25 protein-coding genes are annotated in these 26,995 nt (G+C 58.4%); 11 read left to right on the top strand and 14 right to left on the bottom strand.

Annotated elements, in window-relative coordinates; translation table 11 throughout:
• The first annotated feature begins 25 nt into the window (after positions 1-25).
• Positions 26-994: a porin gene (locus DY250_RS02215; protein ID WP_115610724.1), complete on the top strand. Its 969-nt coding sequence runs from the start codon at positions 26-28 to the stop codon at positions 992-994.
• A 214-nt stretch (positions 995-1,208) separates the two neighbouring features.
• Here DY250_RS02215 and ung read toward each other — a convergent pair whose 3' ends face one another.
• From ung to DY250_RS02230, 3 genes are all read right to left on the bottom strand, one after another.
• Positions 1,209-1,907 (bottom strand): uracil-DNA glycosylase, encoded by a 699-nt coding sequence (gene ung / locus DY250_RS02220; RefSeq protein WP_006986364.1) that lies wholly within the window; start codon positions 1,905-1,907, stop codon positions 1,209-1,211.
• Between the two features lie 78 nt (positions 1,908-1,985).
• Positions 1,986-3,119, bottom strand: coding sequence for a glycerate kinase (locus DY250_RS02225; protein WP_115610725.1), 1,134 nt, complete (start codon positions 3,117-3,119; stop codon positions 1,986-1,988).
• Positions 3,116-4,477 (bottom strand): GntP family permease, encoded by a 1,362-nt coding sequence (locus tag DY250_RS02230; RefSeq protein WP_115610726.1) that lies wholly within the window; start codon positions 4,475-4,477, stop codon positions 3,116-3,118. Before DY250_RS02230 ends, DY250_RS02225 begins: the two co-directional genes overlap by 4 nt.
• A gap of 167 nt (positions 4,478-4,644) precedes the next feature.
• Here DY250_RS02230 and DY250_RS02235 point away from each other — a divergent pair, with 167 nt between their 5' ends.
• The gene (locus DY250_RS02235; RefSeq protein ID WP_115610727.1) at positions 4,645-6,069 is read left to right on the top strand and encodes a surface lipoprotein assembly modifier; all 1,425 of its coding nucleotides are present in this window, start codon (positions 4,645-4,647) and stop codon (positions 6,067-6,069) included.
• Between the two features lie 190 nt (positions 6,070-6,259).
• On the opposite strand, the gene DY250_RS02240 is transcribed toward DY250_RS02235, so the two are convergent.
• Positions 6,260-6,916: a DedA family protein gene (locus DY250_RS02240; protein WP_115610728.1), complete on the bottom strand. Its 657-nt coding sequence runs from the start codon at positions 6,914-6,916 to the stop codon at positions 6,260-6,262.
• 95 nt (positions 6,917-7,011) lie between these two features.
• Positions 7,012-7,626, bottom strand: a complete 615-nt coding sequence (locus DY250_RS02245; RefSeq protein ID WP_006986369.1) for a glutathione S-transferase family protein — start codon at positions 7,624-7,626, stop codon at positions 7,012-7,014.
• Between the two features lie 126 nt (positions 7,627-7,752).
• Here DY250_RS02245 and DY250_RS13860 point away from each other — a divergent pair, with 126 nt between their 5' ends.
• Positions 7,753-7,923, top strand: a complete 171-nt coding sequence (locus tag DY250_RS13860; protein WP_172542151.1) for a hypothetical protein — start codon at positions 7,753-7,755, stop codon at positions 7,921-7,923.
• Between the two features lie 176 nt (positions 7,924-8,099).
• Here DY250_RS13860 and DY250_RS02250 read toward each other — a convergent pair whose 3' ends face one another.
• A complete protein-coding gene (locus DY250_RS02250; RefSeq protein ID WP_115610729.1) occupies positions 8,100-8,726 on the bottom strand; it encodes a DUF421 domain-containing protein in 627 nt (208 codons plus the stop codon).
• 112 nt (positions 8,727-8,838) lie between these two features.
• On the opposite strand from DY250_RS02250, the gene cuyB reads away from it, so the two are divergent.
• From cuyB to DY250_RS02265, 3 genes are read left to right on the top strand one after another with little or no spacing between them, the layout of a single operon-like run.
• Positions 8,839-9,525 carry a cysteate racemase gene (cuyB, locus tag DY250_RS02255; protein WP_115610730.1) on the top strand — a complete coding sequence of 229 codons (687 nt, stop codon included), beginning with the start codon at positions 8,839-8,841 and terminating at the stop codon, positions 9,523-9,525.
• The gene (locus tag DY250_RS02260; protein WP_115610731.1) at positions 9,522-10,322 is read left to right on the top strand and encodes an ABC transporter permease; all 801 of its coding nucleotides are present in this window, start codon (positions 9,522-9,524) and stop codon (positions 10,320-10,322) included. The genes cuyB and DY250_RS02260 overlap by 4 nt, the downstream gene beginning before the upstream one ends.
• Before the next feature lie 2 nt (positions 10,323-10,324).
• Positions 10,325-11,026: an ABC transporter ATP-binding protein gene (locus tag DY250_RS02265; protein WP_115610732.1), complete on the top strand. Its 702-nt coding sequence runs from the start codon at positions 10,325-10,327 to the stop codon at positions 11,024-11,026.
• 542 nt (positions 11,027-11,568) lie between these two features.
• On the opposite strand, the gene DY250_RS02270 is transcribed toward DY250_RS02265, so the two are convergent.
• The 3 genes from DY250_RS02270 to DY250_RS02280 form a co-directional block, all read right to left on the bottom strand.
• Positions 11,569-12,393: a hypothetical protein gene (locus tag DY250_RS02270; protein WP_115610733.1), complete on the bottom strand. Its 825-nt coding sequence runs from the start codon at positions 12,391-12,393 to the stop codon at positions 11,569-11,571.
• Positions 12,394-12,624: 231 nt separating this feature from the next.
• Positions 12,625-14,220, bottom strand: a complete 1,596-nt coding sequence (locus tag DY250_RS02275; RefSeq protein ID WP_172542408.1) for a lactate permease LctP family transporter — start codon at positions 14,218-14,220, stop codon at positions 12,625-12,627.
• 294 nt (positions 14,221-14,514) lie between these two features.
• Complete coding sequence (locus tag DY250_RS02280) at positions 14,515-15,672, bottom strand: alpha-hydroxy acid oxidase (RefSeq protein ID WP_115610735.1); 1,158 nt, start codon at positions 15,670-15,672, stop codon at positions 14,515-14,517.
• A 267-nt stretch (positions 15,673-15,939) separates the two neighbouring features.
• Here DY250_RS02280 and DY250_RS02285 point away from each other — a divergent pair, with 267 nt between their 5' ends.
• Positions 15,940-16,392 (top strand): tetratricopeptide repeat protein, encoded by a 453-nt coding sequence (locus tag DY250_RS02285; protein ID WP_115610736.1) that lies wholly within the window; start codon positions 15,940-15,942, stop codon positions 16,390-16,392.
• 100 nt (positions 16,393-16,492) lie between these two features.
• Complete coding sequence (locus DY250_RS02290; RefSeq protein ID WP_172542153.1) at positions 16,493-16,942, top strand: hypothetical protein; 450 nt, start codon at positions 16,493-16,495, stop codon at positions 16,940-16,942.
• Positions 16,943-17,007: 65 nt separating this feature from the next.
• Here DY250_RS02290 and ffh read toward each other — a convergent pair whose 3' ends face one another.
• The gene (gene ffh / locus DY250_RS02295; RefSeq protein WP_115610738.1) at positions 17,008-18,369 is read right to left on the bottom strand and encodes a signal recognition particle protein; all 1,362 of its coding nucleotides are present in this window, start codon (positions 18,367-18,369) and stop codon (positions 17,008-17,010) included.
• A 76-nt stretch (positions 18,370-18,445) separates the two neighbouring features.
• Between ffh and DY250_RS02300 the strand changes: the two genes are divergently transcribed.
• Genes DY250_RS02300 through DY250_RS02310 form a run of 3 tightly spaced genes read left to right on the top strand, consistent with a single transcriptional unit; the run spans position 18,446 to position 21,078 of the window.
• Entirely contained in the window at positions 18,446-19,240 is a 795-nt protein-coding gene (locus tag DY250_RS02300) for a cytochrome C assembly family protein (protein ID WP_115610739.1), read from the top strand.
• Between the two features lie 18 nt (positions 19,241-19,258).
• On the top strand, positions 19,259-20,542 hold the full coding sequence (locus DY250_RS02305) for an HlyC/CorC family transporter (RefSeq protein ID WP_115610740.1): 1,284 nt from the start codon (positions 19,259-19,261) through the stop codon (positions 20,540-20,542).
• Positions 20,543-20,568: 26 nt separating this feature from the next.
• The gene (locus DY250_RS02310; RefSeq protein ID WP_115610741.1) at positions 20,569-21,078 is read left to right on the top strand and encodes a tetratricopeptide repeat protein; all 510 of its coding nucleotides are present in this window, start codon (positions 20,569-20,571) and stop codon (positions 21,076-21,078) included.
• A 65-nt stretch (positions 21,079-21,143) separates the two neighbouring features.
• Here the strand turns inward: DY250_RS02310 and DY250_RS02315 are convergent, their stop codons facing one another.
• From DY250_RS02315 to DY250_RS02330, 4 genes are all read right to left on the bottom strand, one after another.
• Complete coding sequence (locus DY250_RS02315) at positions 21,144-22,616, bottom strand: DUF4013 domain-containing protein (RefSeq protein WP_115610742.1); 1,473 nt, start codon at positions 22,614-22,616, stop codon at positions 21,144-21,146.
• Between the two features lie 130 nt (positions 22,617-22,746).
• Positions 22,747-22,986 (bottom strand): hypothetical protein, encoded by a 240-nt coding sequence (locus tag DY250_RS02320; protein WP_115610743.1) that lies wholly within the window; start codon positions 22,984-22,986, stop codon positions 22,747-22,749.
• A gap of 167 nt (positions 22,987-23,153) precedes the next feature.
• Positions 23,154-24,587, bottom strand: a complete 1,434-nt coding sequence (locus DY250_RS02325; protein WP_115610744.1) for an HlyD family type I secretion periplasmic adaptor subunit — start codon at positions 24,585-24,587, stop codon at positions 23,154-23,156.
• A gap of 59 nt (positions 24,588-24,646) precedes the next feature.
• The gene (locus DY250_RS02330) at positions 24,647-26,764 is read right to left on the bottom strand and encodes a type I secretion system permease/ATPase (protein WP_115612739.1); all 2,118 of its coding nucleotides are present in this window, start codon (positions 26,762-26,764) and stop codon (positions 24,647-24,649) included.
• Positions 26,765-26,995: the final 231 nt, after the last annotated feature.

Here is a 26,995-nt window from a genome sequence, read left to right on the forward strand (position 1 = left end):
ATCTAAATGAGAGGACTTGTTATTTATGCGCAATCATCTGACTTTGCTGGCGTTTGTCTTGCCCACTGTCGTCGGCGGTACTACCTTTGCCGCTGACAAGGATGGCAGTAGCAGTGCGACTTTATATGGCTCGATATCGCAAGGGGTGACCGTAACGGATCGCAACAAAGAAGAAAAAACACGCGCGGATTATCTTAGCGACCATGTTCGTGTCGGCATTAAAGGCGAAGAGGCTTTGGGCAATGGGTTGCAGGCATTTTTCAATATTTACATGACCCATAAAGAAAAGAAAGAAAGCAGCGGGTTGAATGGTTTGCGCGAAGGCTATATCGGCTTGAAAGGCAATTTCGGCAAATTGACTTTGGGAAGGCAGGCAACCGTATGGAAAAGCTATATGGGCAAATCGGTATTCGATGATGCCGCAATTGGTCTTGCGCGCCCCGGTAAAGTGATCCGCTACGATCTCGACAAGATTGGCGGCAGCGGATTCAAGTTTGCCGTTGATGGCATTCTCGATGGCAGGCATGAAGTGATTAAAGGTGGCAAGACGCACGCCTTTAATGCTTATGACGCGGCAATTGGCTATAAAGGGCATGGGCTGGATACATCACTGGGTTATCAGCGGACGAGCGTGGATGCCATTGAAACGGAATTGGGCGGCAAGACAAATGAAATTATAGGGGCATCTATCGCCTATACGCCTTTCGAGAATAAAGACAAAAAACAATCGCTGGAACTTGCTTTTGACTATCAGCACCATGCAAGTTTTGGCGATTTCTTTGCCACTTCTGCCGATTATTCATTCGGCTCGCAGAAATTGCGCGCCGGTTGGGAAATGCTGGATTACGATAAACAAAAAAACTGGCAGCAATTCCATTTGGGGCACCGCTATTATTTCAGCAAACGTACTTTCACCGAGGTAAAAGGCGCATACCGTACTCAAGGCGATGAACACAGTTATCTGACAAAAATCCTGCTACGGCACGAATTCTGATTTCAAGTCATGCCTACGCAAATGGCGGCCTGCGGGACGCCATTTTTTTATAGTCAGATCTTCGTACACGGTCAAAATCTGCCAAGCGGCGTCAATACAGGGCCCGCCAAGCGGGACGAATACTGGGTTTTGCCGTCGTCGCGCTTTGCCCGGCCCTCGTGCATGAAGAAAAAAACCGCCGGGCGGCGGTTTTTTTGTTGATGGCAGCGGGCGGTTACACCTGCCAGTTAATTGGCGCTTCGCCGCGCGATTCGAGAATCTGGTTGGCGCTGGCGAAGTGTGAGCAGCCGATGAAGCCGTTGCCCGCCAGCGGTGAGGGGTGTACGGCGGTGAGGATGTAGTGCTTGTCGGCATCGATCAGGCGGATTTTGTCCTTGGCATAGTTGCCCCACAGCATGAAGATGATGTCGCTGCGTTCTTTGGACAGGGTTTCGATGACGGCATCGGTGAAGGTCTGCCAACCGATGCGGCTGTGACTGCCCGCTTTGCCACGCTCAACGGTGAGGCTGGCGTTGAGCAGCAGCACGCCCTGATCCGCCCAGGCGCTTAGGTCGCCGTGATCGGGAGGGACAAAGCCGGGAATGCTGCGTTCGAGTTCTTTGTAGATATTTTGCAGCGAGGGCGGCACGCGCACGCCATGCGGCACGGAAAAGGAGAGCCCCATCGCCTGTCCGGGCTGGTGGTAGGGGTCCTGACCGAGGATGACCACGCGTACTTTGTCGTACGGGGTGCGGTTGAAGGCGTTAAAGATGAGGCTGCCCGGCGGGTAAACGGGGATGTGCGCTTCCTTGGCATCCATCAGGATTTGCTTGATGCGGACAAAGTAGGGTTTGCCGAATTCGTCGTAAAGGGCGGTCTTCCAGCCGTTTTCGATTTGTACGTCGTTAGGGTTTATCGTGATTTCGCTCGTCATATTTGTCTTATCTGCAATGTTAAAGAAATGGCGGGCGAAATTGTGCCACAGCACGGGAAGACGGGCAAAGGGCGCGGCTCAGCCGCGCCGTCCCAGTTGCCACACAGCGGCGATCTGCCGCGCGGTGCGTTCAAGATTTGCCGCGCCCTGCGCCAGGGTGTCGGCGAGCGGGGCGAGGGCGGCGATAGAGGGGAAGATGGCGGTGAAGCCGTCGTCGGTCAGCGTTTCTGCGCCTGCGCCGAGGACGCCGGCAAGGGCAATCACCGGCACGCCCTGTGTTTGCGCGAGTTGCAGCACACCAAACGGCACTTTGCCGAGGCGGGTCTGTCCGTCAATCCGTCCTTCGCCGGTGATGACCAGATCGGCATCGCGCAAGGCGTTTGCCAGTCCCGCCGCCTGCATCACCAGGCTGATGCCGGAGGTAAGTTCGGCGCCGAGCAGTGCCAGCGCGTAGCCCAGACCGCCGGCGGCACCCGTGCCGGGCGTTTCCCGTTTGTCAGGCAAACCGGCGGCGGTGAGCACGGCGGCATAGTGGGCCAGGGCGGCGTCCAGCTCGGCAACAGCCGCCGCATCCGCCCCTTTTTGCGGGCCGAAGATGGCGCTGGCACCGCGTTCGCCGCAGAGCGGGTTGTTCACGTCGCAGGCGACTTGCAGGGTGCAGTTGCGCAGTGTGGGCAGCAGGCCGCTGAAATCGGCGCGCGCCAAGCGGGACAATGCTGCCCCGCCGCGCGGCAGTTCGCTGCCTTTCTCATCCAGCAGGCGCACGCCGAGCGCTTGCAGCATGCCCGCGCCGCCGTCGTTGGTTGCGCTGCCGCCGATGCCGAGGATGATATGGCGCGCGCCGCCGTCCAGCGCATGACGCAGCATTTCGCCGACGCCGAAGGTGGAGGTGAGATGCGGGTCACGTTCGGCAGGAGCAAGCAGGTGCAATCCCGCCGCTTCCGCCATTTCCATCACCGCGCTGCCGTCCGGCAGGCAACCATAGCGGGCGGTTACGGGGCGGCCAAGCGGGTCTTGCACAAGGACGTCCCGCCACTTCCCACCGCGCGCCGCGACCAGCGCTGCCGTCGTGCCTTCGCCACCGTCGGCCATCGGCACGCAGTGATATGCCGCCTGCGGCAACACGGCACGGAAGCCGCGCACAACCGCATCGCAGGCCGCTGCCGCTGTCAGCGATTCTTTAAAAGAATCCAGCGCAATCACGATTTTCATAGGAATATCTTGCTGAGTAGCCATACCCAAACGATGCCGCTTATACCCTGAATAGCAGTAGCGGTCGTCTGTGTGCGGTAGCCCTGGCCGACGCTCATGCGGCTGAACTGGGTGACGACCCAGAAGAAGCTGTCGTTGGCATGCGATACCGTCATCGCCCCGGCGCCAATGGCCATCACGCACATCACGCGGCCCATTTCGCTGTCCAGCCCCATTTGCGCCAGCAGCGGTTCGACGATGGCGGCGGAGGTAATCAGCGCGACCGTGGTCGAACCTTGCGCCGATTTCAGCGCAGCGGCGACGATAAACGGCATGAACAGTCCGACACCGCTGTGGCTCAGGGCCTCACCGACATAAGCGGCGACCGGCGTCGCCTTAAGCACCTCGCCGAAGGCGCCGCCCGCACCGGTAATCAGCAGGATTGGTGCGCAAGTAGCAATGCCGTCGCCGATAATCGTGCCGATGGATGCCGACTTGTCGCTGCGCAGCAGCAGGAAGGAGAGGAAGAGGCCGATCAGCAGCGCATTGAGCGGTGTGCCGAAGAAAGCAAACACCGCGCGCGCCGTGCCGTCACCAAACGGATGCGTCGGGAAAGCGGCGATTGAGCCGAGGCAAATCAGCACAATCGGCACCACGATCGGCATAAAGGCGGCGGCAGGCGAGGGCAGTGTGCCGTAGCTGTCGCGGATGGTTTGCACCTTGTCGGCAGCGGCAGCATCCGCAGTAGAGGCGGCGCCGTCCGGCGCTTCATGTAAAAAGCGGTTCGCCCACCACCAGCCGCTCAAAATCGGCACGATGGCCACAAGCAGCCCCATACCGATCACCAGGCCCAGCTGATTTTCCAGCCCGAGCTTACCGGCGGCGGCAATCGGTCCCGGCGTCGGCGGTACAAACGTATGCGTGGCATAAAGACCAGTAGCAAGGGCGACGCTCATTGCCACCGATGACACCTGCATCCGCTTCGCCAGCGATTCCTTCAACGAATGCAGGATGACAAAGCCCGAATCACAAAACACCGGCACAGAAACGATTGCGCCAACGATTGACATGGCGAGCGTCGGGAAACGCGGGCCGATAACCTTCACCACCGATTCCGCCATAACCAGCGCTGCCCCGGTCTTTTCCAGCACCAGGCCGATGATCGTCCCCAGGGTGATGACAAGACCGATCGAGCCGAGAATATTGCCAAAACCTGCGCCGATAACGGCGGCGATGCCGGTTTTGCCGGTTAACGGAAGCTGATAGCAGAAGGCCGTGACAAAGCAGGCGAGCAGGAGTACGAGGAAGGGATGCCATTTCAATTTGGCCGTCGCCAGCACGATGAAGACGATGACCAGAACCAACCACAGGACAATCATAGACACCTCACAGTTGAACAACTACCCACATTATCCGCAAACAAATCACACAAAACAACGATAAAGGCACGGTAAAAAACGGTAAAACACACTGCGTCGTAATTGAGAAGAAACACCTGTCAAGCGCTATACTTGCGTGTCATTTTTTACAACGAGACCAGACAAACATGCGCATCCTCCCAGCACTTTTCCCCGCCCTGCTTGCCAGCAGCCTCTACGCAGCCCCCAATCCGGTGGTAACCACCCCCGACCTGCACACCCCCGATGAAAAACTGCCTGCTTCGGCGGAAAAAGCGGCGGCAGACACGCAAAAGAACCGGCAGGTAAAAGGAAACGTCATGGAAGTGACCGAAGAGCAACTGTTGGCCGATCCACCTCTGCTCGCCAATGCGCTTGACAGCGCCATCATCAACGGTGATGCCGATGCCGTCGCCATACTGCTGCCCATCTACCGCAAACTGCCCGCCGACAAACAGGACAAAATGCTGCTGCGCTTCGGCGAAGCGATGCAGGCGCGCAGCACCGGTAATCTTTCGCTGGCCATTGCCCGTTACCGAGAAATGATTGCCGAAGACCCCAGCCTGCAACCGGTGCGTCTGCATTTGGCGATGGCGCTTATGGCCGATCACCAGGATGAAGCGGCGCGTGGTCAGCTGGAAAAACTGCGCTCCGACAAACTGCCGGACGACATCCGCAAAATTGTGGACGATGCCCTTGCCGCCCTGCGCGAGCAACGCAGCTGGACCTTCAACGTCGGCGGCTACTACCGCTACGAGAACAACATCAACGGCGCGCCACGTGAACGTGAGCGTCGGGGTGGTCGCGGTACCTGGACCTTCCCGGCACCGAAAAAAGCGCACGGCATTCACCTTGATCTCTCCGCCGAGCGGCGGATGCCCGCTGCAAACGGCTGGTATGCGCAGGTCGAAGGCAGCGTGAATAGCGACTGGTACTGGGACGCCCACGATTACGACGACTTCCGTTTCCGCCTCGGCATGGGCGGTGGCTGGCAGAATGCCCGCTGGGACGCCAGCCTCATTCCCTTCGTGCAGCGCCGTATCTACGCCGGGCAGGGGTATTCGACCAACCTCGGCGCCGATGCCAACGTCTCCTACTGGCTCACCCCGAAATGGCGCTTGGGTACCTCCGTCCAGATTATGCACAAACAGCACGACCGCCGCGAATGGCTGGACGGCAACCAGTACTACGGCGGCCTGAGCACTCTCTACACACCGAACGCGCGCCAATACTGGTTCGGTGGCGTCAATGCCATGCGCAGCAAGGCGCAGGACCGCTCGGATGCCTTCAAGCGCTTCGGCGTCAACCTCGGTTGGGGACAGGAATGGGGCTGGGGTATGTCCAGCCGCCTGGTTGGTACCTACGCGCGGCGCAACTACGACGGACTCGACTTCTTCGGCATCAAACGCAAGGATAAGGAATACGGGGTTTCCCTCAGCCTTTGGAACCGTAACCTCTACTTCTGGGGAATTACTCCGCGCCTGACCTTCAGCTGGAACCGAACCGCCAGCAACCACTTCTACTACGATGACCACGATCAGGATGTGTACCTCGAACTGAGTAAATCGTTCTGAAGCCACACAACATCAACAAACCCCCGCTGCGGCGGGGGTTTTGCTGTCTGCACAGCGGCGTAAACACTGGCCCCGCCAAGCGGGTATAAATGCTGGGCCTGTCCGGTGGGGTTCGCCGTGTACGAAGGCTCTTGGCAAAAAAACAAGGCGGCCGGTGGCCGCCTTTTGTTTATCGCTGTCTCTATCCCACTTATACCGGCTTGTTTTCCTTGTGCTGTGCACGCAGGCGGGCACGGGTGGTGCGGAAAAAGGCGATGCGCCGTTTGCGCCGCCACAGGTAGTAGATGATGAAAGCGGCGAGCGCGATAAAAATCGCGATGGTCAGATACTTGAATTCGTGCATTTTCTTCATCATCCATTCGCCATTTTCCGCGCCGTAGAAGCCGATATAGACAAAAATGGGGATGGAGAACAGCGCTGCGAGGCCGTCCATGAGGGTAAATTGCCAAAAGCTGATACGGCGGGTGATGCCGGTCATGACGTAGATGGGGGCGCGCAGGCCGGGCAGGAAGCGGGCGATGAAGACAAGACGGCTGCCGTAGCGCAGGAAGAGGGTCTCGGTTTGCAGCATCCGCTTCGGCGTGAGCAGTTTGGAGAACCAGCGCGATTTGCGCAGGTGCGGGCCAAATCTCCAGCCGATGATGTACATCATCCAATCACCGGCCAGTACGCCGAAGTAGGCGACCACCAGCATGATGTGCACGTTTTTTTCGCCAAGCGCGGAGATAATGCCGGCGGTGACGAGGGTAATGTCTTCCGGCAAGGGCAATCCCATGCCGCAGAGAACAAGGACACTGAACACGGCGTAATAGCCGTATTCGAAAAAAAAGCTTTGCAGGAACGACATTTAAGAGGCCCAAACGGAGAGGTGTGAAGGGCGCGCATGATACCAAAGCGGCAGGTGCTTTGCGCGCCCACCGCTTGCATGAGGAAAAGCGTGAGTTAGTGATTTTGCTGTTGTTTTTTCACCTCCTGCACACCCGGATCGGCGTCGATACGCGCGTAATAAGCATCAAGGTGGTCGAAGCTGCTGAGGTCTATTTGCAGGGTGCGCGCCCAGCGCAGGGTGGTGTACACATAAATATCGGCAATACTCAGGCTGCCCGCGAGGTAATCCTGTTGTTGCAGGGCATCGTTGACGATGCCGTAGAGACGGAGGATGGCGGTGCGTCCGCCGGTAGCCAGCGCCTGTTGTGCCGCTTCGCCTTCCACATAGCGTGCCGGGCCGAAGACCAGGCTGAACTGGCGGTGCAGGTCGCTGTTGGCAAAGGACAGCCATTGCCGCGCTCTCGCCGTGGTGCGCGTATCGCCGTGGCCGAAAATGCCTGCTTTGGGGGCGAGATCGTGGATATAGCCGACGATAGCGACATTCTGCGTCAGCGTCCAGCCGTCATCTTCCAAGAGTGGCACCTGCCCGAGCGGATTGAGCTTGAGATACGCAGATTCCTTGATGCTTTCGCGCGTTTCCGCCTGCGCCTGGTAGGGCAGGCCGGACCATTCCAGCGCAACATGCGGCACGAAGGCACAACTACCGGGGAAATAATGCAATTTCAACATGATGGGTTACCTCAAAAAAGCACGGATTGTGCGCGGGTGTTATAGCAGGATAGGGGCAAGACTACCTGTGAATTAAAAGAATGTAACCGTATTATCATGTTTCCACTTTTTCTCACTAAGGGCCTTATGTACAGCGCTGTTGTGGAAGATAACCCCGGCCGCGCCCGCATCATCTACAACCAGGCGACGGGCGAATTCGCCTACGGTCAGGACGACAGCAGCGCTGTTGCGGCAATGCTGATCGCCAATATTGGTCGCGACCTCGAACTGAACACCAACCACATCCACATCATTTGACGCCTGGCCTGTAAACAGAAAAGCCCACCGCAGCACGGTGGGCTTTTTTCGCGCGCTATGGTTATGGAAAAGAGGCAGCGCTGGTGCCTTTGGCCGGATGTCCCTTGTGTATGAAAAATCCTTACGGGATAAATACTGGGCTCGCTAGGCGGGATAAATACTGGGTTCCTGATGCCTCAATACCCAATCACCGTGATTTCGCCGTGGTCGTATTCCGCGAGGAACACCGCGCCCGCGTCCGCATAGCCCTGCGCTTGCAATGCTGCCAGTAGCCAGGCTTCGTCCTTGTCGATCATCTCCAGTGTCGCCTGCTGGATGACGCCGTCGGTAATCAGCGGGTATTTCGGTTTTTCTTCGCCCATCTGCGTGATGATGAGCTGTCCGTCCTGCTCAAGGATGACCTGTTTGACGTCTTTCACCGCATACGCGCCCTGTGTGCGCAGTTTGAACGCAAGCTCATGTGCCGACATGCCGACCCGCCGCACCGCTTCCACGTCAATCTTGCCACGCGAAATCAGCAGCACCGGCTGCCCGTCCACCATCCGCTTGACCAGACTATTGTGTTTTTTCAGCCAGCGCAGCGACAGCACCAGTGCGAACCAGATCACCAATATCAGCAGGAACTCAAGAATAGTGATATCAGGGTTGTAAATCACCCCGCCGACAATCCCGCCCAGCACATAGTTCTGCACCTGGTCGCTGGCCGAGGCGGGCGCGAGATTGCCCTTGCCGGTCAGGTTAATAACCAGCACCAGCGCCAGGAAACCGAGAATCAGCTTGACTGCAACTAATAGGTAAAACATCGCCGTATTCCTTAAGTAGATAAAACACCGCGCCATTCTAGCGCAGCGCACATCAAGGCCGTGCCCGCTCGTCTGCGCTACAATCGCAATGAACCCGTAACGGAGTCAGCGTATGAAAATCCTCGGCATCATCGGCGGCATGGGGCCGCAAGCGACCATTGACCTCTATCAGAAAATCACCGACCACACCGCCGCCACCCGCGATCAGGACCATCTGCACATCCTCATCGACAGCTATCCGCAAATCCCCGACCGTACGGCGCACATCTGCGGCAGCGGCGATGATCCGCTGCCTTATCTCGTCCGCAGTGCGCGCCGTCTTGAAGCCGCCGGGGCCGAACTGCTGCTCATGCCCTGCAATGCCGCGCACCACTACATCCGCGCCCTGCGCGAACGCACCATCCTGCCCTTCCTGCATATCGCCGATTGCGCCATTGCCGCCCTGAGCACACGCTGCCCGCCGGGTAGCCGCGTTGCCGTCCTCTCCACCCGTGGCACCCGGCATTCCGGCATCTATCGTGATGCCCTGCAACAGGCGGGTTATCACCCCGTCGAACCCGACGAGGCGCAGACCGCCGCCCTGATGCGCTGCATCTATGACGGCGCCAAAGCGGGCAACACCGCCGCCTACGCCCCATTGCTGGCGGAAACAGTTGCCACGATTGCCGCCGACAGTCTCATCCTCGCCTGCACCGAGCTGCCGCTGTTTCTGCCGTGGTGGCAGGACAGCCGCCCCGTAATCGATTCTACCGACGCGCTGGCTCGTGCCGCCGTCGCCGCCGCCCAGGAGACATCATGATTCTCGAAGACGGCAAGCCCATCGACCGTCCGCTCGCCTGGCGTATCGGCGATTACTGCTGGGGCATCTTCCCCGCCCTTGCTTCACTTTTTGCCATCACCGCGTTATGGCAGTTTGGACACGACCACCTCGGCACCATGCTCATTCCTGCGCCGCTTACCGTCCTCGCTCGCGCCGGCGACATCCTCATGACCGCCGCCCGTGGCGACGTGCTGCTCACCCTGGCTCGTGGCGGCATCGGCATCGCGCTCGCCCTTGCCTGCGGTATCAGCGCAGGCTTCATCGCCGGATTGAGCCGCACCCTTGCCCTGTTGTTACGCCCAATCAACACCGTCCTGCTCGGCACGCCGCCCATCATCTGGGTCGTGCTCGCCATCTTCTGGTTCAACATGGGCTCAACCAGCGTCGTCTTCACCGTATGGATCACCGTGCTGCCGCTGGTCTTCGCCGCCGCGCAGATGAGCATCGTCAGCATCCCCGCGCCGCTCGCCGAAATGCTCGAAACCTATCGCGTGCCGTGGCCGCGCCGCCTGCGTGCCCTTTATCTGCCGCATATCCTGCGCCAACTGCTGCCCGCCCTCATCGTTGCTGTCGGCAGCGGGCTGAAAATCACCGTCATGGCCGAACTGCTCGGCAGCAACAACGGCATGGGCAGCGCCATCGCCAGTGCCCGCGCCATGCTCGACACCGTGGACGTGATGGCCTATGTCATCCTCATCGTCGCCATCATCATGGCCATCGAATACGGCGCACTCGAACCGCTGCGCCGCCTCTTCATCACTGAACGCCGCTCCTGAACATGCTGACGCTAGATAACATCCAAATCGACCTCGGCGGACAAACCATCGTCGAAAATTTCAGCCTGCATCTCGCCGCTGGCGAATGCCTCGCCCTTTCCGGTGCCTCCGGCTGCGGCAAAACCACCATCCTGCGCGCCATCGCCGGGCTTGTTGAGCTAGAAGATGGCACTATCACCTGCCACGCCCGCCGTCTCGCCTATCTCTTCCAGGAACCACGCCTCCTGCCGTGGCTGCGTGCCGACGAAAACGTCCGCCTCGTCGCCCCCGAAGCGGATACAGCGCGCATCCAGACACTCTTCCGCGAACTGTGGCTGGACGACAAAGACCTGCGCAAATACCCGCACGAACTCTCCGGCGGCATGCAACAGCGCGTGGCGCTGGCGCGGGCGCTGATTACCGAGCCCGACCTGCTGCTGATGGATGAACCGTTCAGCGCGCTGGACGCCCGCCTGCGAGACGAACTGCAACAACGCGTCATCCGCCTCATTAATGCAGGCACCGCCGTCTGCCTTGTCACCCACGACGCCCAGGAAGCGGTGCGCCTCGCCCGGCATATCTACTGCCTGCGCGGCAAACCGACGCAATGCTTCGCTAACATCCACCTGGGCGAACCCTATGCCGCACGCGATCCCGCCTGGTGCCTCGAAAAAAGCGCCCACCCCGCCCTGCGCGGGATTGAGGAAGCGGCGCTGGCGGATTGATACCAGTCCCTTCGTACACGACAAAAAACCTTGCAACACAACCCGCTTGGCGGGCCTGGCATTTGCGCCGCTTGGCAGGCGTAGGATGGGCTTTAGCCCATCAAGCGGGTGCAGCCTGCTTTTTGTATTTCGGGTAGACGTGACCACCAAGCGGGAAAACTACGCGCTTTTTGATTTTGAGACATTGCAGGCAACGTCTCTACGTTTTTCTTTCTACCGTAGCGCTGTTGTGCTGTCTGAACAGCCGCTAAAGGGCATAAATGCCGGGCTCGCGTAGGATGGGCTTCGGCCCACCAAGCAGGCGCAGCCTGCTTTTTGCGTTCTTGATAGCAGCACGGAAGAAATATCGCCAAGCGGTGTGGTTGCTGGGTTTGTGAGACGTTGCAGGCAACGTCTCTACAAAGAACCCCCGGCATTTGCGCCGCTTGGCTATAGGTATCTGCGAATAACCTTCTATGCTCTTGGGACATCAACTGAACCGCCGCAGAAAAGAAGAAGGGGAAGACGCCTTGCGACGCCCTCCCCCAAGGAGCAAACGGTACTTATATGATCGTGACGCTGATATCGTCCTCAATGCGCGCGATCAGGTTGTTGTGCTGATAGACGTGATATTTCCCTTCGTCTGCCAGTCGTGTCCAGTGCTGTCCGGCAAGCTGCACGTTGTCGCCGTGATTGCCGTCAATCGTCAGCCGGGCGGGCTCGCCCAGCAGGTCCTGGGCGCTCAGCTTGAGCAGGTCGTCACGCCCGTTGTCCAGATCCAGTTTGCCGTCCCGCGCGACGTGCGTCATATCCAGCATTTCGTTGTTCAGTTGCAGGGAATAGCCCCGTCCGCTACCGCGCGGCGTATCCACGGGTTTATGGGCAATGCCGTCATCATCGCTGCTGCCGCTGGCCAGTGCGGCCAAACCGCCGACGACCAAGGCACCACCACCGGCCAGCAGCATGGAGCCCATGGAGGGGGTCTGGGTTTCTCCGCCGCTGTGGGCAGTAGGCGGGGTTTCTGCAACTTCGTCGGCACGCAGATGCTCTATCGGTAACGCTTCCTGCGGTGGAGCGGCCTCTGCCGGCAGTGTGGCGAGGATATCCTGCGTGGGTGGCGGAGCGGCAGCTTCGCTGACTTCAGCCGACTGCGGCGGTGCCGCCGTGTCGCCATGATGCATGGTCACCCACGGATAGCTGTCGCTGCCATAGATTTCTATCTGACCGTCATGCCGGGTGATGCGCAATCCGTCAGGTGCCCGTCCGGTTTGGGTATCGATAAGGTCATAGTGCGCATCTTGCGCCATGCGGATATCGATTTGCTGTCCATTCACAACATCCCAGCTGCGTTCGCTGCTGCCTTCTTTGACGGTGAGTTTGATTGCCATGCTTGTTCTCCTGAACCGTAGTTCACGGGATACCTCGCTCCGTTGCTGTGAATATTACAAAATTCTCAGATTAAATACCAGTTATTTTCTTTTTTCTCTTGTTTTCTCTATGGATTACAGAGAAAAAACCGTCGGTAGCGGATTTTATTTTATTACGGTTTGTCAGGATTTTGGTGCTTGGCATGATGAAAAACGCCCCTTGCGGGGCGTTGGCATGGTGTCGGTGAGAAGTCAGAACACGTAGATAAACAGTACGGCCATGAGGGCGGCGATGGCGCCGTAGATAGTCATCGGGATGACGGTTTTCTTGATAATCGCGCCTTCCTGGTTTTGCACGTCGAGTACGGTGCAGACGGCGATGATGTTATTGATGCACACCATGTTGCCCATTGCCCCGCCCACCGATTGCAGGGCGAGCACGCTGTTGCCCGGCAGGCCGACGTTTTGCGCGATGCTGTGCTGGATGCTGCCGAAGGTGAGGTTCGACACGGTGTTCGAGCCGGAGAAGAAGGCCCCTATCGCGCCGAGGTAGGAGGCGAAGTACACCCAGTTGTCGCCGGCAATCTGCGCAAAGCTGTTGCCGATGATTTTTACCATTGAGCCGTCTGCGCCGACCATCATGAATTTGACCATGACCAGCGCGCCGAAGAGGGCGAGCAGCGGTTTGATGGTTTGCGCAAGGGTGGTGTGCCAGACGACGAAGCTGTTGCGGAAGCTGACGCGGTAGATGGCCAGCGACAGCCAGACGGTGATAACGAACGGAATGAAAGCGGGGACGTAGAGGGTTTTGTAGCTTTCGTTTACGGCTTCGCCGAAGATGTTTTTGAAGCTGAGGATGAGGGCGCGGCTGACTTCGAAGTCGCAAACGCCGAGATGCAGGGTGAAGAGCGGGGTGGCGTCGTTGAGCAGCTCTTTCAGGCCGAGTTCCTGCACACGGGTGACAATGAGGATGACCATCAGCATGCCCAGCGGCATCAGTGCTTTCAGTACCTGGCCGGTGGTGAGTGTGGCGCGTTCGCCGCTGTCTGTCATTTTGGCGAGGCCGATGCCCTTGTTGGCGAGGACGACGGAAAGTAGCAAGCCGATACCGCCGCCGACCAGTGCCGGGAATTCGTAGTTCACCTGCGCGAGCAGGGCGTACGGTACGGTGCAGGCGAGGATGCTGAGGTAGATGTAGCCGAGGTTTTTGCGGATTTCCGCCCAGCTGGTGATGAAGCGCAGGGCGATGACCGGGATGACGAGGCCGGCGATGAAATGGATGATGCCGGTTTGCTTGCCGATTTGCAGGATATCGGCGTCGCTCAGTATCTCCGTGTTCTTCAGCTCGCCGAAGCCAAACCAGGTCGGCGTACCGACCGCGCCGAAGGAGACGGGCACGGAATTCATGACGAGGGCGAAGACGGCGACCTGTATCGGCTTGAAGCCGAGGCCGACGAGGATGGGCGCAGCGATGGCGGCGGGTGTGCCGAAGCCGCTCGCCCCTTCGATCATGAAGGCGAAGGCCCAGCCGATAATCATCAGCTGGGCGATGGGGTTGGGGTTGATGTTGCCCAGCCACTGGCGGATGACGGCGAGGCAGCCGGTCGCTTCCATCATGCGGTTGAAGAAGATCGCGCCGAAGATGACGGTGATGGGGGTGAGGGTGGTGACGATGCCCGCTGCCGCGTTGGCGTTCAGCAGCATGAAGTCGTTTTTGAAGTAGAAGAGTTGCAGGAGGTAGATGATGAGCGCTGTACCGGGCAGGGCGATATAAGACGGCACGGCATTTTTTTTCACCATCAGCCAGATGAGCAGGATGATGGGCGCGATGCTGAGGACGAGCGGCAGGTAGCCGGTGGTGGTAGCTGTGGTTTCCATAGACGGTTCCGGTGGATGGGGTAGATGCAAAAAGGCGCGTGGTTGTCCCGCTTGGCGGGAGGCCAGGTTTTATCTCGCTTGGCGGGAACGCAGGTTTTGTCTCGCTTGGCGGGAACCCAGGTTTTGTCCCGCTTGGCGGGAACGCAGGTTTTATCTCGCTTGGCGGGAACCCAGGTTTTATCTCGCTTGGCGGGAACCCAGGTTTTGTCCCGCTTGGCGGGCGTTTTATTCATAAAGGCAGCCATCGCCGACTGCCTTATGGGCTTAGTACGTCCCCGGCACCAGAATATCCGTGCCGACGTTTTTGATGTCGGTGTGGCCGCAGAATGCCATCGTCGTATCCATTTCGTTGTAGAGGATTTCCAGGCAGCGGCGCACGCCGTCTTCGCCGTAGGCACCGAGGCCGTAAAGGAAGGCCTTGCCGATCATCGTGCCTTTGGCACCGAGCGCCATGCACTTCAAGATGTCCTGTCCGCTCGTGATGCCGCTGTCCAGCCACACCTCGATTTTGTTGCCAACCGCAGCAACGATTTCCGGCAGCACTTTGATGCTGGACAGTGCGCCGTCAAGCTGGCGGCCGCCGTGGTTGGAAATTACCAGTGCATCGGCGCCGGAAGCGGCAGCCTTTTCTGCATCTTCAGCGGTCATGATGCCCTTGATGATGAGTTTGCCGCCCCAGAGATCCTTGATGCGGGCGACATCGTCCCAGCTAAGGCGCGGGTCGAACTGTTCGCTGGTCCAGGAAGAAAGCGAGGACAAGTCGGATACGTTCTTGGCGTGGCCGACGATATTGCCGAAGGTGCGGCGCTTGGTGTGCAGCATGCCCCAGCACCACTGCGGCTTGGTAGCGAGGTTGAGCATGTTCATCAGGGTCGGCTTCGGCGGCGCGGAAAGGCCGTTTTTAATATCGCGGTGGCGCTGACCGAGCACTTGCAGGTCGGCGGTGAGCATCAGCGCGGAACAGTTTGCCGCTTGCGCCCGCTTGATGAGGTCTTCCATGAATTCGCGGTCGCGCATCACATAAAGCTGGAACCAGAACGGCTTGCTTGTGTTCGCCGCTACGTCTTCAATCGAGCAGATGGACATGGTGGAAAGCGTGAAGGGAATGCCGAACTTCTCGGCAGCTTTCGCTGCGAGGATCTCGCCATCGGCGTGCATCATGCCGGTAAAACCGGTCGGGGCGATGACGACGGGCATATGCACCTTCTCGCCAATCATCGTCGTTTCCAGGGTGCGGCCGGTCATATCGACCAGCACGCGCTGGCGGAACTTGATCGGGTCAAAATCACGGCTGTTGTGGTGCAGGGTACTTTCCGTCCAGGAACCGGAACGGACGTAATCGAAAAACATGCGCGGCACCTTGCGTTCGGCGACGCGGCGCAGGTCTTCAATGCAAGTCATTTTACTGAGATCGCGTGGCATAAATTCTCCTGTGAATTCAATAATCTGGAAAGAGGATATGAGTCCGGACAATCAGTAGTATTCACTGATTATCACCCGCAGCAAGTTACGGGATACGCGGGAGAAATCGCTTGATATAGGTGAAGTGAAAGAGATTTTTATTGCCGCTGTGCCCATGACGGCGGCGGTCGCCCGCCAGCTATATGAAAACGCAGCAGAAAGTGTCACCATGTTGGCCGCGACACCGTCCGCATTCCCGCCCATTCCCGCAATACCGAGAGGTAAACCATGAAAGAACTGGATGACGCCATCTATGAACAAATCCGCGAGCTCTGCGCCGGGGGTGATGCCCTGGAGGATGGGGAATATTACGAAGAGGCACTGGCCTGTTACTGGAAAGCCTGGGCGCTGTTGCCGCCGCCCGCGCACGATTGGGATGCTGCCACCTGGATACTGGGAGCCATCGGCGATGCCGAATTCCTGCGCGGCAACTATGCTGCCGCCCGCGATGCCCTGCAAGATGCCGTCGTGTACTGCCCGGACGGCCTCGGCAATCCCTTCCTGCATATGCGTCTCGGCGAAGCGCAGTATGAACTGGGCAACCGCGAACGTGCCGCCGACGAACTGATCCGTGCCTACGCTATGGGCGATCCGGATCTGTGGGCGGATGAAGATCCGAAATACCTTGACTACCTTGCCACCGTCTGTGCCGACATCGAAAATTACAGTCGGCTGCATTGATATTGATAGAGACGGCGGATGGATGAAAATCCGGTTAGCGTGACGGCTGGCGCGCAAGCTTACAATGACGCCATCGTTTAACTGGGAGAGGCCTATGTTCATGACGAATAAATCTGTTTTTGCCGCCGTATTGGCGTTGACCATACCGCTTGCGGCACACGCCGCCGGCGAAGCGGTAGATGCCGCCGCCGGGGATGCCGTCCCGCCCATGTGGCAGCAAACCTGGGAACCGTTTAGCAAGGCGCTGGAAAGGGCGGGCAAGTTCTCGCTGACGGCGGACAGTCTGCAATGGTCGATTTGCGGCGACGCTGCCCGCCCGCTCAGGCGGGTGGAAGGCGATGCGGCACAGGGCGTGCTTTACGCGCTGGGTGAGCCCGCCTGCCAGCTGAGCGACGATACCGCCGGCAGTAAACCGCATTATCTGCACCTGAAAGCGGGGAAAAATGCTTGCGAATTGAATGTGCGCCTGCTGGATGAAGATTTTGCCTTGATTGCCTGGGGCGTGTATTTCACGTCAACCTGCGCTGCGGATGGCGGCGGGGCGAGGTGAACGTTCTCGCTTAAAGAAAGAAAACCCCGCCGCAGCGGGGTTTTCTGTTATGAACGGGCAGCCGCTTATTTGAACGGCAGTTTGCCCATTGGCATTGCCCCTTTGGCGGCACCGAGCATACGCAGCATTTTGCTGCTGCGGAATTTTTTCATCTGATTCTGCATTTCTTTGAATTGTTTGAGCAGGCGGTTCACTTCCGGCACATCCACACCGGCACCGGCGGCGATGCGGCGTTTGCGCGAGCCTTTGATGATGTCCGGGTTGCGGCGTTCTTGCATGGTCATTGACTGGATGATGGCTTCCTGACGGCGGATTTTTTTCGGCGAGAGGTGCTGGTCTTTCACTGCTTGCGGGATGTTGCCCATGCCGGGGATTTTTTCGAGGATTTTGTCCATATCGATGAGCTGCATCTGGTGCAGCTGTTCGCGGAAGTCGTCGAGGTCGAAGGTTTTGCCTTTCGCCATCTTGGTGGCGAGTTTGCGCGCTTTTGCTTCGTCCACCTGGTGTTCGAGGTCTTCGATGAGGCCGAGGACGTCGCCCATGCCGAGGATGCGCGAGGCGATACGGTCAGGGTGGAAGGGTTCGAGCGCGTCGGTTTTTTCGCCAACGCCGAGGAATTTGATGGGTTTGCCGGTGATGTGGCGGATGGAGAGTGCCGCACCGCCGCGTGCGTCACCGTCGATTTTCGAGAGGATGACGCCGGTCAGCGGCAGTATGTCGTTAAAGGCTTTGGCGGTGTTGGCGGCATCCTGCCCGGTCATGCTGTCCACCACGAAGAGCGTTTCAATCGGGTGCAACAAACCGTGCAGTTCGCGGATTTCGTCCATCAGCGCGTCATCAATGTGCAGGCGGCCGGCGGTATCAACGATGAGGACGTCCATGTTTTGCCGCTTGGCGGTATCAAGTGCACGTGCGGCGATGTCGGCCGGTTTTTCGCTGGCTTCCGAGGGGATGAAGACGGCACCGACTTGCTCGGCCAGGGTTTTCAGCTGCTCTATCGCCGCCGGGCGGTACACGTCGGCGGAAACGAGGCCGACTTTTTTCTTGTCGCTGATGAGTTTTTTCGCGAGTTTGGCGCTGGAAGTGGTTTTGCCGGAGCCTTGCAGGCCTGCCATAAGGATGACTGCGGGCGGCTGGGTAGCGAGGTTGAGGGCGCTGTTTTCTTCGCCCATGATGCGCACCAGTTCGCTTTGTACGGTTTTGATGAAGGCCTGGTCGGGCGAGAGTTTCAGGCTGACTTCCTGACCGATGGCGGCGTTTTTGATGGTCTCGATGACTTCCTTGACGACCGGCAGGGCAACGTCGGCTTCGATCAGCGCCATGCGCACGTCGCGCAGTGCCTGGCTGATATTGTCTTCGGTGATGCGGGCCTGGCCGCGCAGTTTCTTGAATGTGCCCTGCAAGCGTTCGCTGAGATTGTCAAACATGGTGGGGTTTCCTGGTTGGTGAAGGTTAAATTTTGTTCGTGTATTATAACGACTTACCTTTTTCGCAGGATTTTTTATGCAGCTTTGGCTGCCTTTGTTTGCTATTGTCGCCTATCTCGCCGCTGCCGCCGGGTTCGTCCGCGTTTACCGCCGTCCGCCGTGCCGTGTCAACCCGCTTTGGGTGTTGGGCATTCTGGTTTGCGCCTGTCAGGGTCATGCCCTGTCGCTGCTTGTGTCGATGCAGGGCCGCGATTCGCTCAATCTTTCCATCTTTAATATGGTGTCGGTGAACGCCTGGTTTGTCGCCTGCATTTCCGTGTTCTGGCTGTGGCGGGCGTCGATGGCGCTGGGGGGTGTCATCATTTGCCTCGTCAACGCCGTCGTGGTCGCCCTGCCTTTCCTCTTCGTCAGCGAAAAGCCGTTTTCCTCGAATCTCACTCCCGGCATGTGGTGGCATATTCTCACCTCTATCGCCGCCTGGACCTTCATTTCGCTCGCTTCCCTGCATGCCCTGCTTTACGGCTGGCTGTTCCGCCGCTTGAAACGCAAGCAGCTGAAAGACATCAGTGTCACTTCACTGGTCAGCCTGGAACGGGTGATGATGCTGCAAGCAGTAACGGGCTTCGTCCTCCTCGCCTGCGCCCTTGTCACCGGCTGGATGTTCGTTGATGACCTCTTCGCGCAGCACCTTGTGCATAAAACCGTGCTGACCATTCTCGCCTGGATGGCCCTCGGCTGGATGCTCTTTTCCTACTACATCCGCGAACAGCGTGGTATGACGCTGGTCATTGAGCTGTGTGCAGTGTTCGTTCTCCTGCTGATGGGCTACGTCCTCAGCAACATCGTTCTACAATTCATCATTCAACACTAACCACACCAAGGAGCCACCGTGGACAGCATTCCGCTAGGACTGTTAATCCTCCTGCTAATCCTCTGTCTTGCCCTCTCGGCCTTCTTCTCTGCCTCGGAAACCGCGATGATGTCGCTCAACCGCTACAAACTCAAACACCAGGCGGATGAAGGCAACAAAAGCGCCAAACGCGCCCATCATCTGCTGAAACGCCCCGACCGCCTCATCGGCACCATCCTGCTCGGCAACAACTTCGTCAACATCGCCGCCACATCGCTCGGCACCGTCATCGGCATCCGCCTCTATGGCGACCTCGGCGTCCTCTACGCCACCATCACCCTCACCATTGTTGTCCTCATCTTCTCCGAAGTTGCGCCGAAAACCTATGCCGCGCTGCACGCGCCACGCATCGCCCTGCCGGTTGCGGGCATCCTTGCCGGCCTGGTGCATCTCTTTTCGCCGCTCGTCGCCCTAGTTAATCTCATCGTCCGCCTCATTCTGCGCCCGCTCGGCATCAAAACCGATAACGCCGTTGAAGAAGCACTGAGTAACGAAGAACTGAAAAGCATCGTCCAGTCCGGCGGGGACGACGCCGAAAGCAGCGAACAGCAGGACATGTTGCTCGGCGTTCTCGAACTCGAAGACGTCTCCGTCAGCGAAGCAATGGTGCCGCGCAACGAACTCGAAGGTGTGGACCTCAACGACAACTGGGACGACATCATGCAGCAAATCACCACCAGCCGGCACGGTCGCCTCGTCGCTTACCGCGACCACCTCGACCAGGTCGAAGGCATGCTGCACATCCGCGACATCGTCCTGCTCATGCGTGACAACGCTTTCGACCGCACCGCCCTGCGACAAGCGCTACGCCCCTGCATCTTCGTGCCGGAAAGCACGCCGCTGCGCAAACAACTGCTGCAATTCCGCCGTGCCAAAGCGCGTAGCGGTCTCGTGGTGGACGAATACGGCGACATCCAGGGCCTCATCACCCTGCAAGACATCCTCACCCATATCGTCGGCGACATCGGCGACGAAAACACCCCGGACGAACCGCCGGAAATCGTCGAACAACAAAAAAACCTCTACACCGTCGAAGGCGGCATCCCGCTGCGCCAACTAAACCGTGAACTCGGCTTGAAACTGCCGCTGGACGGGCCGAATACCCTGAGCGGACTCATCATCGAAACCCTCGGCAACTTCCCTGAAGCGGGAACCGAACTCGACTTCCCCGGCTGCCGCGTGCGCGTGCTGGACTTCGCCGACGGCATCGTCGGCAGCGCCGAAATCACCTGCCAGCCGGGAGAAAGCGGAGAAGACGACTAACCCCTTTACCCATACAAGGAGTACCCATGAAAAAACTACCTATCCTGCTTGTACTCGCCTTTGCCGCCGGCGCTCAGGCACAAACTCTGGAAGACGCGGTCGCCGCTTATCAGAAAGGCGAACTCGAAGCTGCTGCGCAACAATTTGCCGCACTCGCCGAAGCAGGCGATGCCAAAGCGCAATACAACCTCGCCGTGCTTTACGAAAAAGGCGAAGGTGTCGCGCAAGACAGCGACAAAGCGCTGGCGTGGTACCAAAAAGCGGCCGAAGCGGGCAACGTCAACGCCCAATACAACCTCGGCCTTGCCTATGAAACCGGCGAAGGTGTGACGCAGGATTACGGCAAAGCGCGCGCATACTACGAAAAAGCCGCCGTCCAGGGCGACGCCGATGCGCAGAACAACCTCGGCGGCCTGTACGCACGTGGCGACGGCGTAAAAAAAGACCTGAAAAAAGCACGGGAATGGCTGGAAAAAGCTGCTGCGCAAGGTAATGAAAACGCCCGCCTCAGTTTGCTGGATCTCAAAGCGCAGTAATGCCGCCCATAAAAAAGACGTTGCCCGGCAACGTCTTTTTTATAGGATTCTTTCACCAGGCCGCGTTACGCCATGCCGTTGCTCCTCTGTTGCAGCAGTTCGATGGTGCGGCGGATTTGCGTTGCCTTTTCGTGTTCCGGATAGCGTTTGAGCAGTTGTTGCAGCAATTGCTGCGCTTTCAGGATTTCTCCTTTTTTGCTGAGAGCCCGTGCTGCCAGGAAATAGTTATCCACGATATCCGGCGATTCGGGATGATGCTTGGCAAAGTTGCGGGTCAGCGTCAGTACAGTGTCGTGATGCTGTCTGCCCGCTGCCGCCTGCGCCAGGGGCAGTACCCACTCGGCAGGCAGCGTGCCGTCGGGAAGCGCGTCTAAAGTGGCGTGGATGATGGGATAGCTGTGTGCATTACCGTTGGCGCTGGCCTCAATCAGACGGTATTCCATCTGTTCGAGTTCTTGCTGGCGCTTTTGCCGACGGTAGAGATGGTGCAGGCGTTTGCAGGCAGGCAGGTATTGATGAATGTCGCGCGTGCTGTCGGCATAGGATTCGAGCACGGCCTCGGCCTCGTCTTCTTTGCCTTGCAGCAGAAGACGGTCAGCCTTCATCAGGTCACTGGCGAATTGGCGCTGCTCTTCGACGCTCATATGTTCGATATTGGCCTCCCGCAGCAGGGTGAGATCCACCGGTGGCTGACGCCGCTGTAATTGCGCGATTTTTTCTTCTTCGGCTTTGAGGCGCGTCAGTTGTTGTAGGAGTTCGTCGCCCATATCAATATTTTGTGCCAGTTCGTGATCGTCAAAGTCAATCGCATCCGGGTCGAGGGTTTCTTCCGGCGGCGGATAGTACCAGGCAAAGTAAAACCACGGCAGGCTGAGGCAGAGGGTGCGCACCAGACCGCGCAGGATGGCGTTCAGGTAGTAACCGGGCGTGCCGACGGTGTCCATAGCCGGAATAATCAGGGCAATGGCGCTATAGAGGGAGGAAATGATCAGGGCAATACCGAAAGGCAGGAGGATGGCGATGAGGTAGCGGCCACTACCGATGTCGTTGATAGCACGTTTCCAGGCGCTGGGGTTGAAGACGGCGCCCAAGCCTGCGCCATTGAAAAGGCTGAGGATGACGGCTGGGGTGATGATGTAGATGAGGAAAATACCGCCGTACAGGATAAGCGGACGGTTTCCTTCATCGGGGGTGATGAGATAGCAGAAGTAGATGAGCGCGCCGCAGATGGTCATGCCGCCGAGGTATTGCGCAACGATACTGCGCGGCAGGACAGAGACGGTCTCCATCGGCACAGGCTCGCTTTCAAGGCCAAGGGTGATGCGCTTCATGCTGTCAAGCATTTTGCAGGCAAAGAGTACCAGCAGGACGTACATGATGCTTTGCAGGAGGAAACTGATGCCCTGGAGGGCAGGATCGCGTAACAGTTGCGCCGTGATCAGTACGGCAGCCAGTGCCCCGCAATAGATGAGATTGCCTTTTTGCAGGAGGTAGTCGATGGTGCGTTTGAAGTAACCGGTGGCGGTATCGCTGTGCATAGGGGTTCCTGGTTAAATTCCTTTTAGGTTTTCAAAGTCAGCGCATGATACGCCGCGTGGTCAATAGGATGAAGGGCCGGGTTGTGTTTTGCCGCCGAGCTGCTCAATGGCGTAGCGGACATGGGCCGCGTTATCCATGTTTTTGCACATACTCATCAGCATAATGCCCAGCAGGATGAGAAAGGGCAACAATTGGCTGTTGTGGCGTAGAAAAGAAGTCACTGTTCTTCATTATTTTGAGTAATGTGACGCATACAGGGCTGGCAATAGCAGCGAGCAGCAGGATGTAGATAAGATTGCCCCGCTTGCAGGTGAAAATAAGGCTGGTAAACGGGGCTCCGATGGGGGCGGCGTATTGGCGTTGATTCATAAAATATTCTCCGCTGGTGGTTGGTTTTTATTTAGTATGACCAATCAGCTCGTTTATGCAATTTTTATGCCCACTGGTTCAGGCATTCGAAGGAGAAAACAGCCGTATCGCCGGTGTTCGCGGCCTTGACGTCCCTAAATTGAACGCTTTCTCTCACTTTTGCGATATCACCGCTGCCGCAGGCTCTCGTCGATCTTGGTTTGCAGCGGGCTGAGCAGATAGTCGAGGACGCGGCGTTTGCCGGTTTTGATTTCGGCGGTGATGTTCATCCCCGCTGTCAGGCGCACGGGGTGGCCTTCGATGTTCAGGGTGTCGCTGTCAAGCGCGATGATGGCCGCGTAAACGAGGCCGAGTTGTTCGTGTTCGATGGCGTCGTAGCTGATGGTCTGCACACGCCCGGTGAGGTAGCCATAGCGGGTGTAGGGGAAGGCTTCGATTTTGATGACGGTTTCCTGTCCCCGGTGGATGAAGCCGATGTCTTTGTTGAGGATGAGGACTTTGGCCTGCATCTGGTAGTTGTCCGGCACGATGACCATCAGCGCTTGTGCGGCGGTAACGACGCCACCGATGGTGTGGGTGGCAAGTTGTTGCACGGTGCCGTCCACTGGAGCGGTAAGGTGCATCAGGCGTTGGCGCTGCCGGGCCTTGTCAAGCTGGGCAAGGAGCTGGGCGATTTGTTCGTCTGCCTGGCGCAGGGCGTCCTGGGTGTCGCGGCGCAGGGTTTGGGTGTTGACCATGCGGCTGTCGTTCGCCTCGTCAATAGCGGCACGGATTTGTTCGCGCCGGTTTTGCTGGCTTTTCAGGTCATTCTGGTTGGCGATGAGTTTGCTTTTTTGTTCGAGGTAGGCGTGGTTGGCGATGAAGTTTTGTTTGACGAGCTTGTCGAGATCGGCGGTGCGCTGTTTTTCGATTTTGCCGAGGGTGCCAAGTTTGTCGATTTCGGCCTGCACGGCACGCGCTTCGGCCTGACTCTGGCGGATACGCGCCTGGATTTGCTGGTCTTGCGCCGCCCAGGCGCGGTACTGGTTGCCTGCCAGCAGTTCGGCTTGCAGGTAGTCGGCTTCGCTGATGCCGGCATTGAGGGCGGCTTTTTTATCCATGCGCGGCGGCTGTTTTTTGTCGAGCGCGGTGAGCAGGGCTTCGTTGCGCCATTTGGCAAGACGGGCAGCGTGCAGGGCCTGTTCGGCCTGGGTCACGTCGGCGTCGCTGCCGACGGCGCGCAGTTCGAGCAGGGTATCGCCCGCGCGGACGTGCTGGCCGTCACTGACAAGGATGGCTTTGACTTCGGCGTTTTCCAGCGGCTGGATGGTTTTGCTTTGTCCGCCCGGCTCGGTTTTGCCCTGGGCGACGGCGACGATGTCGAGGTGTCCGATCCACGCCCAGGCGAGCGCCAGCAGGGCGAAGAGCATGATGAGCCGCGCCGTCCATTTGGGCGCGGGGCTGATGGGGGTTTCGGTGAGTTCGAGGTGCGCCGGCAGAAAGTCGCGCTCGTCGCGGTCACGTTTGGGCGGGTCGAGTTCGTGGCGCACGGCCCAGACGTTGCGCCAGACGGTGAGGTAGCGTTTTGTCAGGTCGCCCCATGCCTGTTTGTGGATGCCCATGTGTGTTCCTTTGTGTTGTTGTGGTCTGTGCCGCGCGGTTGTCCCGCTTGGCGGGCTTATTACCCATTCTGCAACTGATACAGATAGCGGTAGTAACCGTCCTTGCGTCGCAAAAGTTCATCATGGCTGCCTTCTTCGATAATCCGCCCTTTGTCCATCGCAATGATGCGGTGGGCGCGGCGCACGGTTGAGAGGCGGTGCGCGATGATGAGCACGGTGCGGTTCTGGCAGATGGCGTCCATGTTTTCCATGATGGCGCGCTCGGATTCGTAGTCCAGCGCGCTGGTCGCTTCATCAAGAATCAGGATACGCGGGTTGTTGACCAGTGCGCGGGCAATGGCGATGCGCTGCCGCTGCCCGCCGGAGAGTCCCGCGCCCTGTTCGCCGACGATGGTGTCGTAGCCTTCGCGCAGTTCCATGATGAAGTCGTGCGCACCGGCAAGGCGCGCTGCCTGCATGACGTGTTCCAGCGGCATGCCTGGGTCGCTGAGGGCGATGTTGTCGCGCACACTGGCATTCATCAGCACGTTTTCCTGCAAGACGACGCCGACTTGCCGCCGCAGCCAGGCAGGATCGGCCAGGGCAAGGTCATTGCCGTCAATCAGCACCCGCCCCTGTTCCGGCACATAGAGACGCTGCACCAGCTTGGTCAGCGTGCTTTTGCCCGAACCGGAACGGCCAACAATGCCGATAACCTCACCCGCACGGATGCTCAGGCTGAGGTCGGTCAGCACCGGCTGTGCGTCTGGACGGTAGCGGAAATGCACGTGGTCGAAGACGATATCGCCGCGAATCTCCGGCAGATTGAGGCGCGAAGTGGGGTTTTCCGTCGGGGTATTGAGAATGTCGCCGAGGCGCGCTACCGAGATGCCGACCTGCTGGAAGTCCTGCCACAGTTGCGCGAGGCGGATGACCGGCGCGGCGACCTGCCCCGCCAGCATATTAAAGGCGATGAGCTGGCCGACGGTGAGCTTGCCTTCAATGACGAGCTTGGCGCCGAAATACAGCGTGGCGATGGTTACGGATTTCTGGATAAGCTGGATGCCCTGCTGGCCGATGGTGGCCAACTTGGTCACGCGGAAACTGGTATGCACATAGCTGGCCATTTGCCTGTCCCAGCGACGGGTCATTTGCGGCTCGACCGCCATCGATTTAATTGTACCCAGCGCGGTCACGGATTCGACGAGAAAGGATTGATTATCCGCATAGCGGGCGAACTTGTCATTCAAGCGCGCGCGTAATACTGGCGTAATAAACGCCGACCATGCCGCATATAACGGCAGGGAGATCACCACAATTAACGTCAGCCAGCCGCTGTAAAACCACATCACCGCAATAAAAATAAAAGAAAAGAGCAAATCCAGCACCGAAGTCAGCGCTTGTCCGGTGAGAAAATTGCGGATTTGTTCCAATTCCCGTACCCGCGCCACCGTATCGCCGACGCGGCGCTGCTCGAAATAGGCGATCGGTAACTGCAGCAAATGACGATATAGCCGTGCGCCCAATTCCACATCAATACGACTGGTGGTATGGGCAAAAATATAAGTGCGCAGGCCGCCCAAAATGACCTCAAACAACGTCACTACAATAAAAGCGACGGCAATCACATCCAGCGTGCTGAAACTGCGATGCACCAAAACCTTATCCATCACCACCTGAAAAAAGAGCGGCGTAATCAGGGCAAATAACTGAATGACGACTGAAACCGCCAGCACTTCCAGAAAAATCCGGCGGTATTTAATGACCGCCGGAATAAACCAGGTGAAATCAAATTTGGCGAGCGAGCCCAATACCGATGCACGCGAAGCGACAAGAATCAACTTGCCGGAATAACGCGCGGCAAATTCCGCCGCCGATAAATGCAGAGCCTTGCCCGTCGCCAAATCCTGAATCAGAAACTGCCCATCCTCAATCCGCGCCAAAATGAAATGCTGCCCGTCCTCGCGCCACACCAGGGCTGGCAGGGCGAGCAGGTGCAGGCGCGATGCCGCACGCGAGACGAGGCGCGCTTTCAGGCCGAGGTGACGGGCAGCAAGCAGCCATTCCTCCTGCTGCAAATCGCGCCCGTCAGCAGCGAAATGGTGCAGCAAATCGCTACCGCTTGCCGCCACACCATGCACATGCGCCATGATGAGCAGGGCACTCAGCGCTGGCGCAGGTGGCGGGGCATGGGGCATATCGGGTACGGGCGGCGTGGTGACAGGTGGTTGAGTCATGGCAATCCTTTTATAACATGTGGAAAGGCATGGAATTTTCAGGGAAAGGGCGGGAGGTGGCAAGGGAGGGTGCAAAAACGCGTGGTTGACGACCCCGTGGTTGAGATGTTTGGACTGGGGGTTATACAACCATGCGTAGTGACAAGAATCTTGCTTTTCCCTCACTTTTATCAAGAAGTCGTGACTACGCTT

Source organism: Cardiobacterium valvarum, from assembly GCF_900460955.1.
GTDB classification, from domain to species: Bacteria; Pseudomonadota; Gammaproteobacteria; order Cardiobacteriales; family Cardiobacteriaceae; genus Cardiobacterium; species Cardiobacterium valvarum.

Excerpts from the sequence above, each read along its gene's own strand:
- DY250_RS02215 (WP_115610724.1), top strand. The coding sequence starts at position 26 with ATGCGCAATCATCTGACTTTGCTGGCGTTTGTCTTGCCCACTGTCGTC.
- ung (WP_006986364.1), bottom strand. The coding sequence starts at position 1,907 with ATGACGAGCGAAATCACGATAAACCCTAACGACGTACAAATCGAAAAC.
- DY250_RS02225 (WP_115610725.1), bottom strand. The coding sequence starts at position 3,119 with ATGAAAATCGTGATTGCGCTGGATTCTTTTAAAGAATCGCTGACAGCG.
- DY250_RS02230 (WP_115610726.1), bottom strand. The coding sequence starts at position 4,477 with ATGATTGTCCTGTGGTTGGTTCTGGTCATCGTCTTCATCGTGCTGGCG.
- DY250_RS02235 (WP_115610727.1), top strand. The coding sequence starts at position 4,645 with ATGCGCATCCTCCCAGCACTTTTCCCCGCCCTGCTTGCCAGCAGCCTC.
- DY250_RS02240 (WP_115610728.1), bottom strand. The coding sequence starts at position 6,916 with ATGTCGTTCCTGCAAAGCTTTTTTTTCGAATACGGCTATTACGCCGTG.
- DY250_RS02245 (WP_006986369.1), bottom strand. The coding sequence starts at position 7,626 with ATGTTGAAATTGCATTATTTCCCCGGTAGTTGTGCCTTCGTGCCGCAT.
- DY250_RS13860 (WP_172542151.1), top strand. The coding sequence starts at position 7,753 with ATGTACAGCGCTGTTGTGGAAGATAACCCCGGCCGCGCCCGCATCATC.
- DY250_RS02250 (WP_115610729.1), bottom strand. The coding sequence starts at position 8,726 with ATGTTTTACCTATTAGTTGCAGTCAAGCTGATTCTCGGTTTCCTGGCG.
- cuyB (WP_115610730.1), top strand. The coding sequence starts at position 8,839 with ATGAAAATCCTCGGCATCATCGGCGGCATGGGGCCGCAAGCGACCATT.
- DY250_RS02260 (WP_115610731.1), top strand. The coding sequence starts at position 9,522 with ATGATTCTCGAAGACGGCAAGCCCATCGACCGTCCGCTCGCCTGGCGT.
- DY250_RS02265 (WP_115610732.1), top strand. The coding sequence starts at position 10,325 with ATGCTGACGCTAGATAACATCCAAATCGACCTCGGCGGACAAACCATC.
- DY250_RS02270 (WP_115610733.1), bottom strand. The coding sequence starts at position 12,393 with ATGGCAATCAAACTCACCGTCAAAGAAGGCAGCAGCGAACGCAGCTGG.
- DY250_RS02280 (WP_115610735.1), bottom strand. The coding sequence starts at position 15,672 with ATGCCACGCGATCTCAGTAAAATGACTTGCATTGAAGACCTGCGCCGC.
- DY250_RS02285 (WP_115610736.1), top strand. The coding sequence starts at position 15,940 with ATGAAAGAACTGGATGACGCCATCTATGAACAAATCCGCGAGCTCTGC.
- DY250_RS02290 (WP_172542153.1), top strand. The coding sequence starts at position 16,493 with ATGACGAATAAATCTGTTTTTGCCGCCGTATTGGCGTTGACCATACCG.
- ffh (WP_115610738.1), bottom strand. The coding sequence starts at position 18,369 with ATGTTTGACAATCTCAGCGAACGCTTGCAGGGCACATTCAAGAAACTG.
- DY250_RS02300 (WP_115610739.1), top strand. The coding sequence starts at position 18,446 with ATGCAGCTTTGGCTGCCTTTGTTTGCTATTGTCGCCTATCTCGCCGCT.
- DY250_RS02310 (WP_115610741.1), top strand. The coding sequence starts at position 20,569 with ATGAAAAAACTACCTATCCTGCTTGTACTCGCCTTTGCCGCCGGCGCT.
- DY250_RS02315 (WP_115610742.1), bottom strand. The coding sequence starts at position 22,616 with ATGCACAGCGATACCGCCACCGGTTACTTCAAACGCACCATCGACTAC.
- DY250_RS02320 (WP_115610743.1), bottom strand. The coding sequence starts at position 22,986 with ATGAATCAACGCCAATACGCCGCCCCCATCGGAGCCCCGTTTACCAGC.
- DY250_RS02325 (WP_115610744.1), bottom strand. The coding sequence starts at position 24,587 with ATGGGCATCCACAAACAGGCATGGGGCGACCTGACAAAACGCTACCTC.
- DY250_RS02330 (WP_115612739.1), bottom strand. The coding sequence starts at position 26,764 with ATGCCCCATGCCCCGCCACCTGCGCCAGCGCTGAGTGCCCTGCTCATC.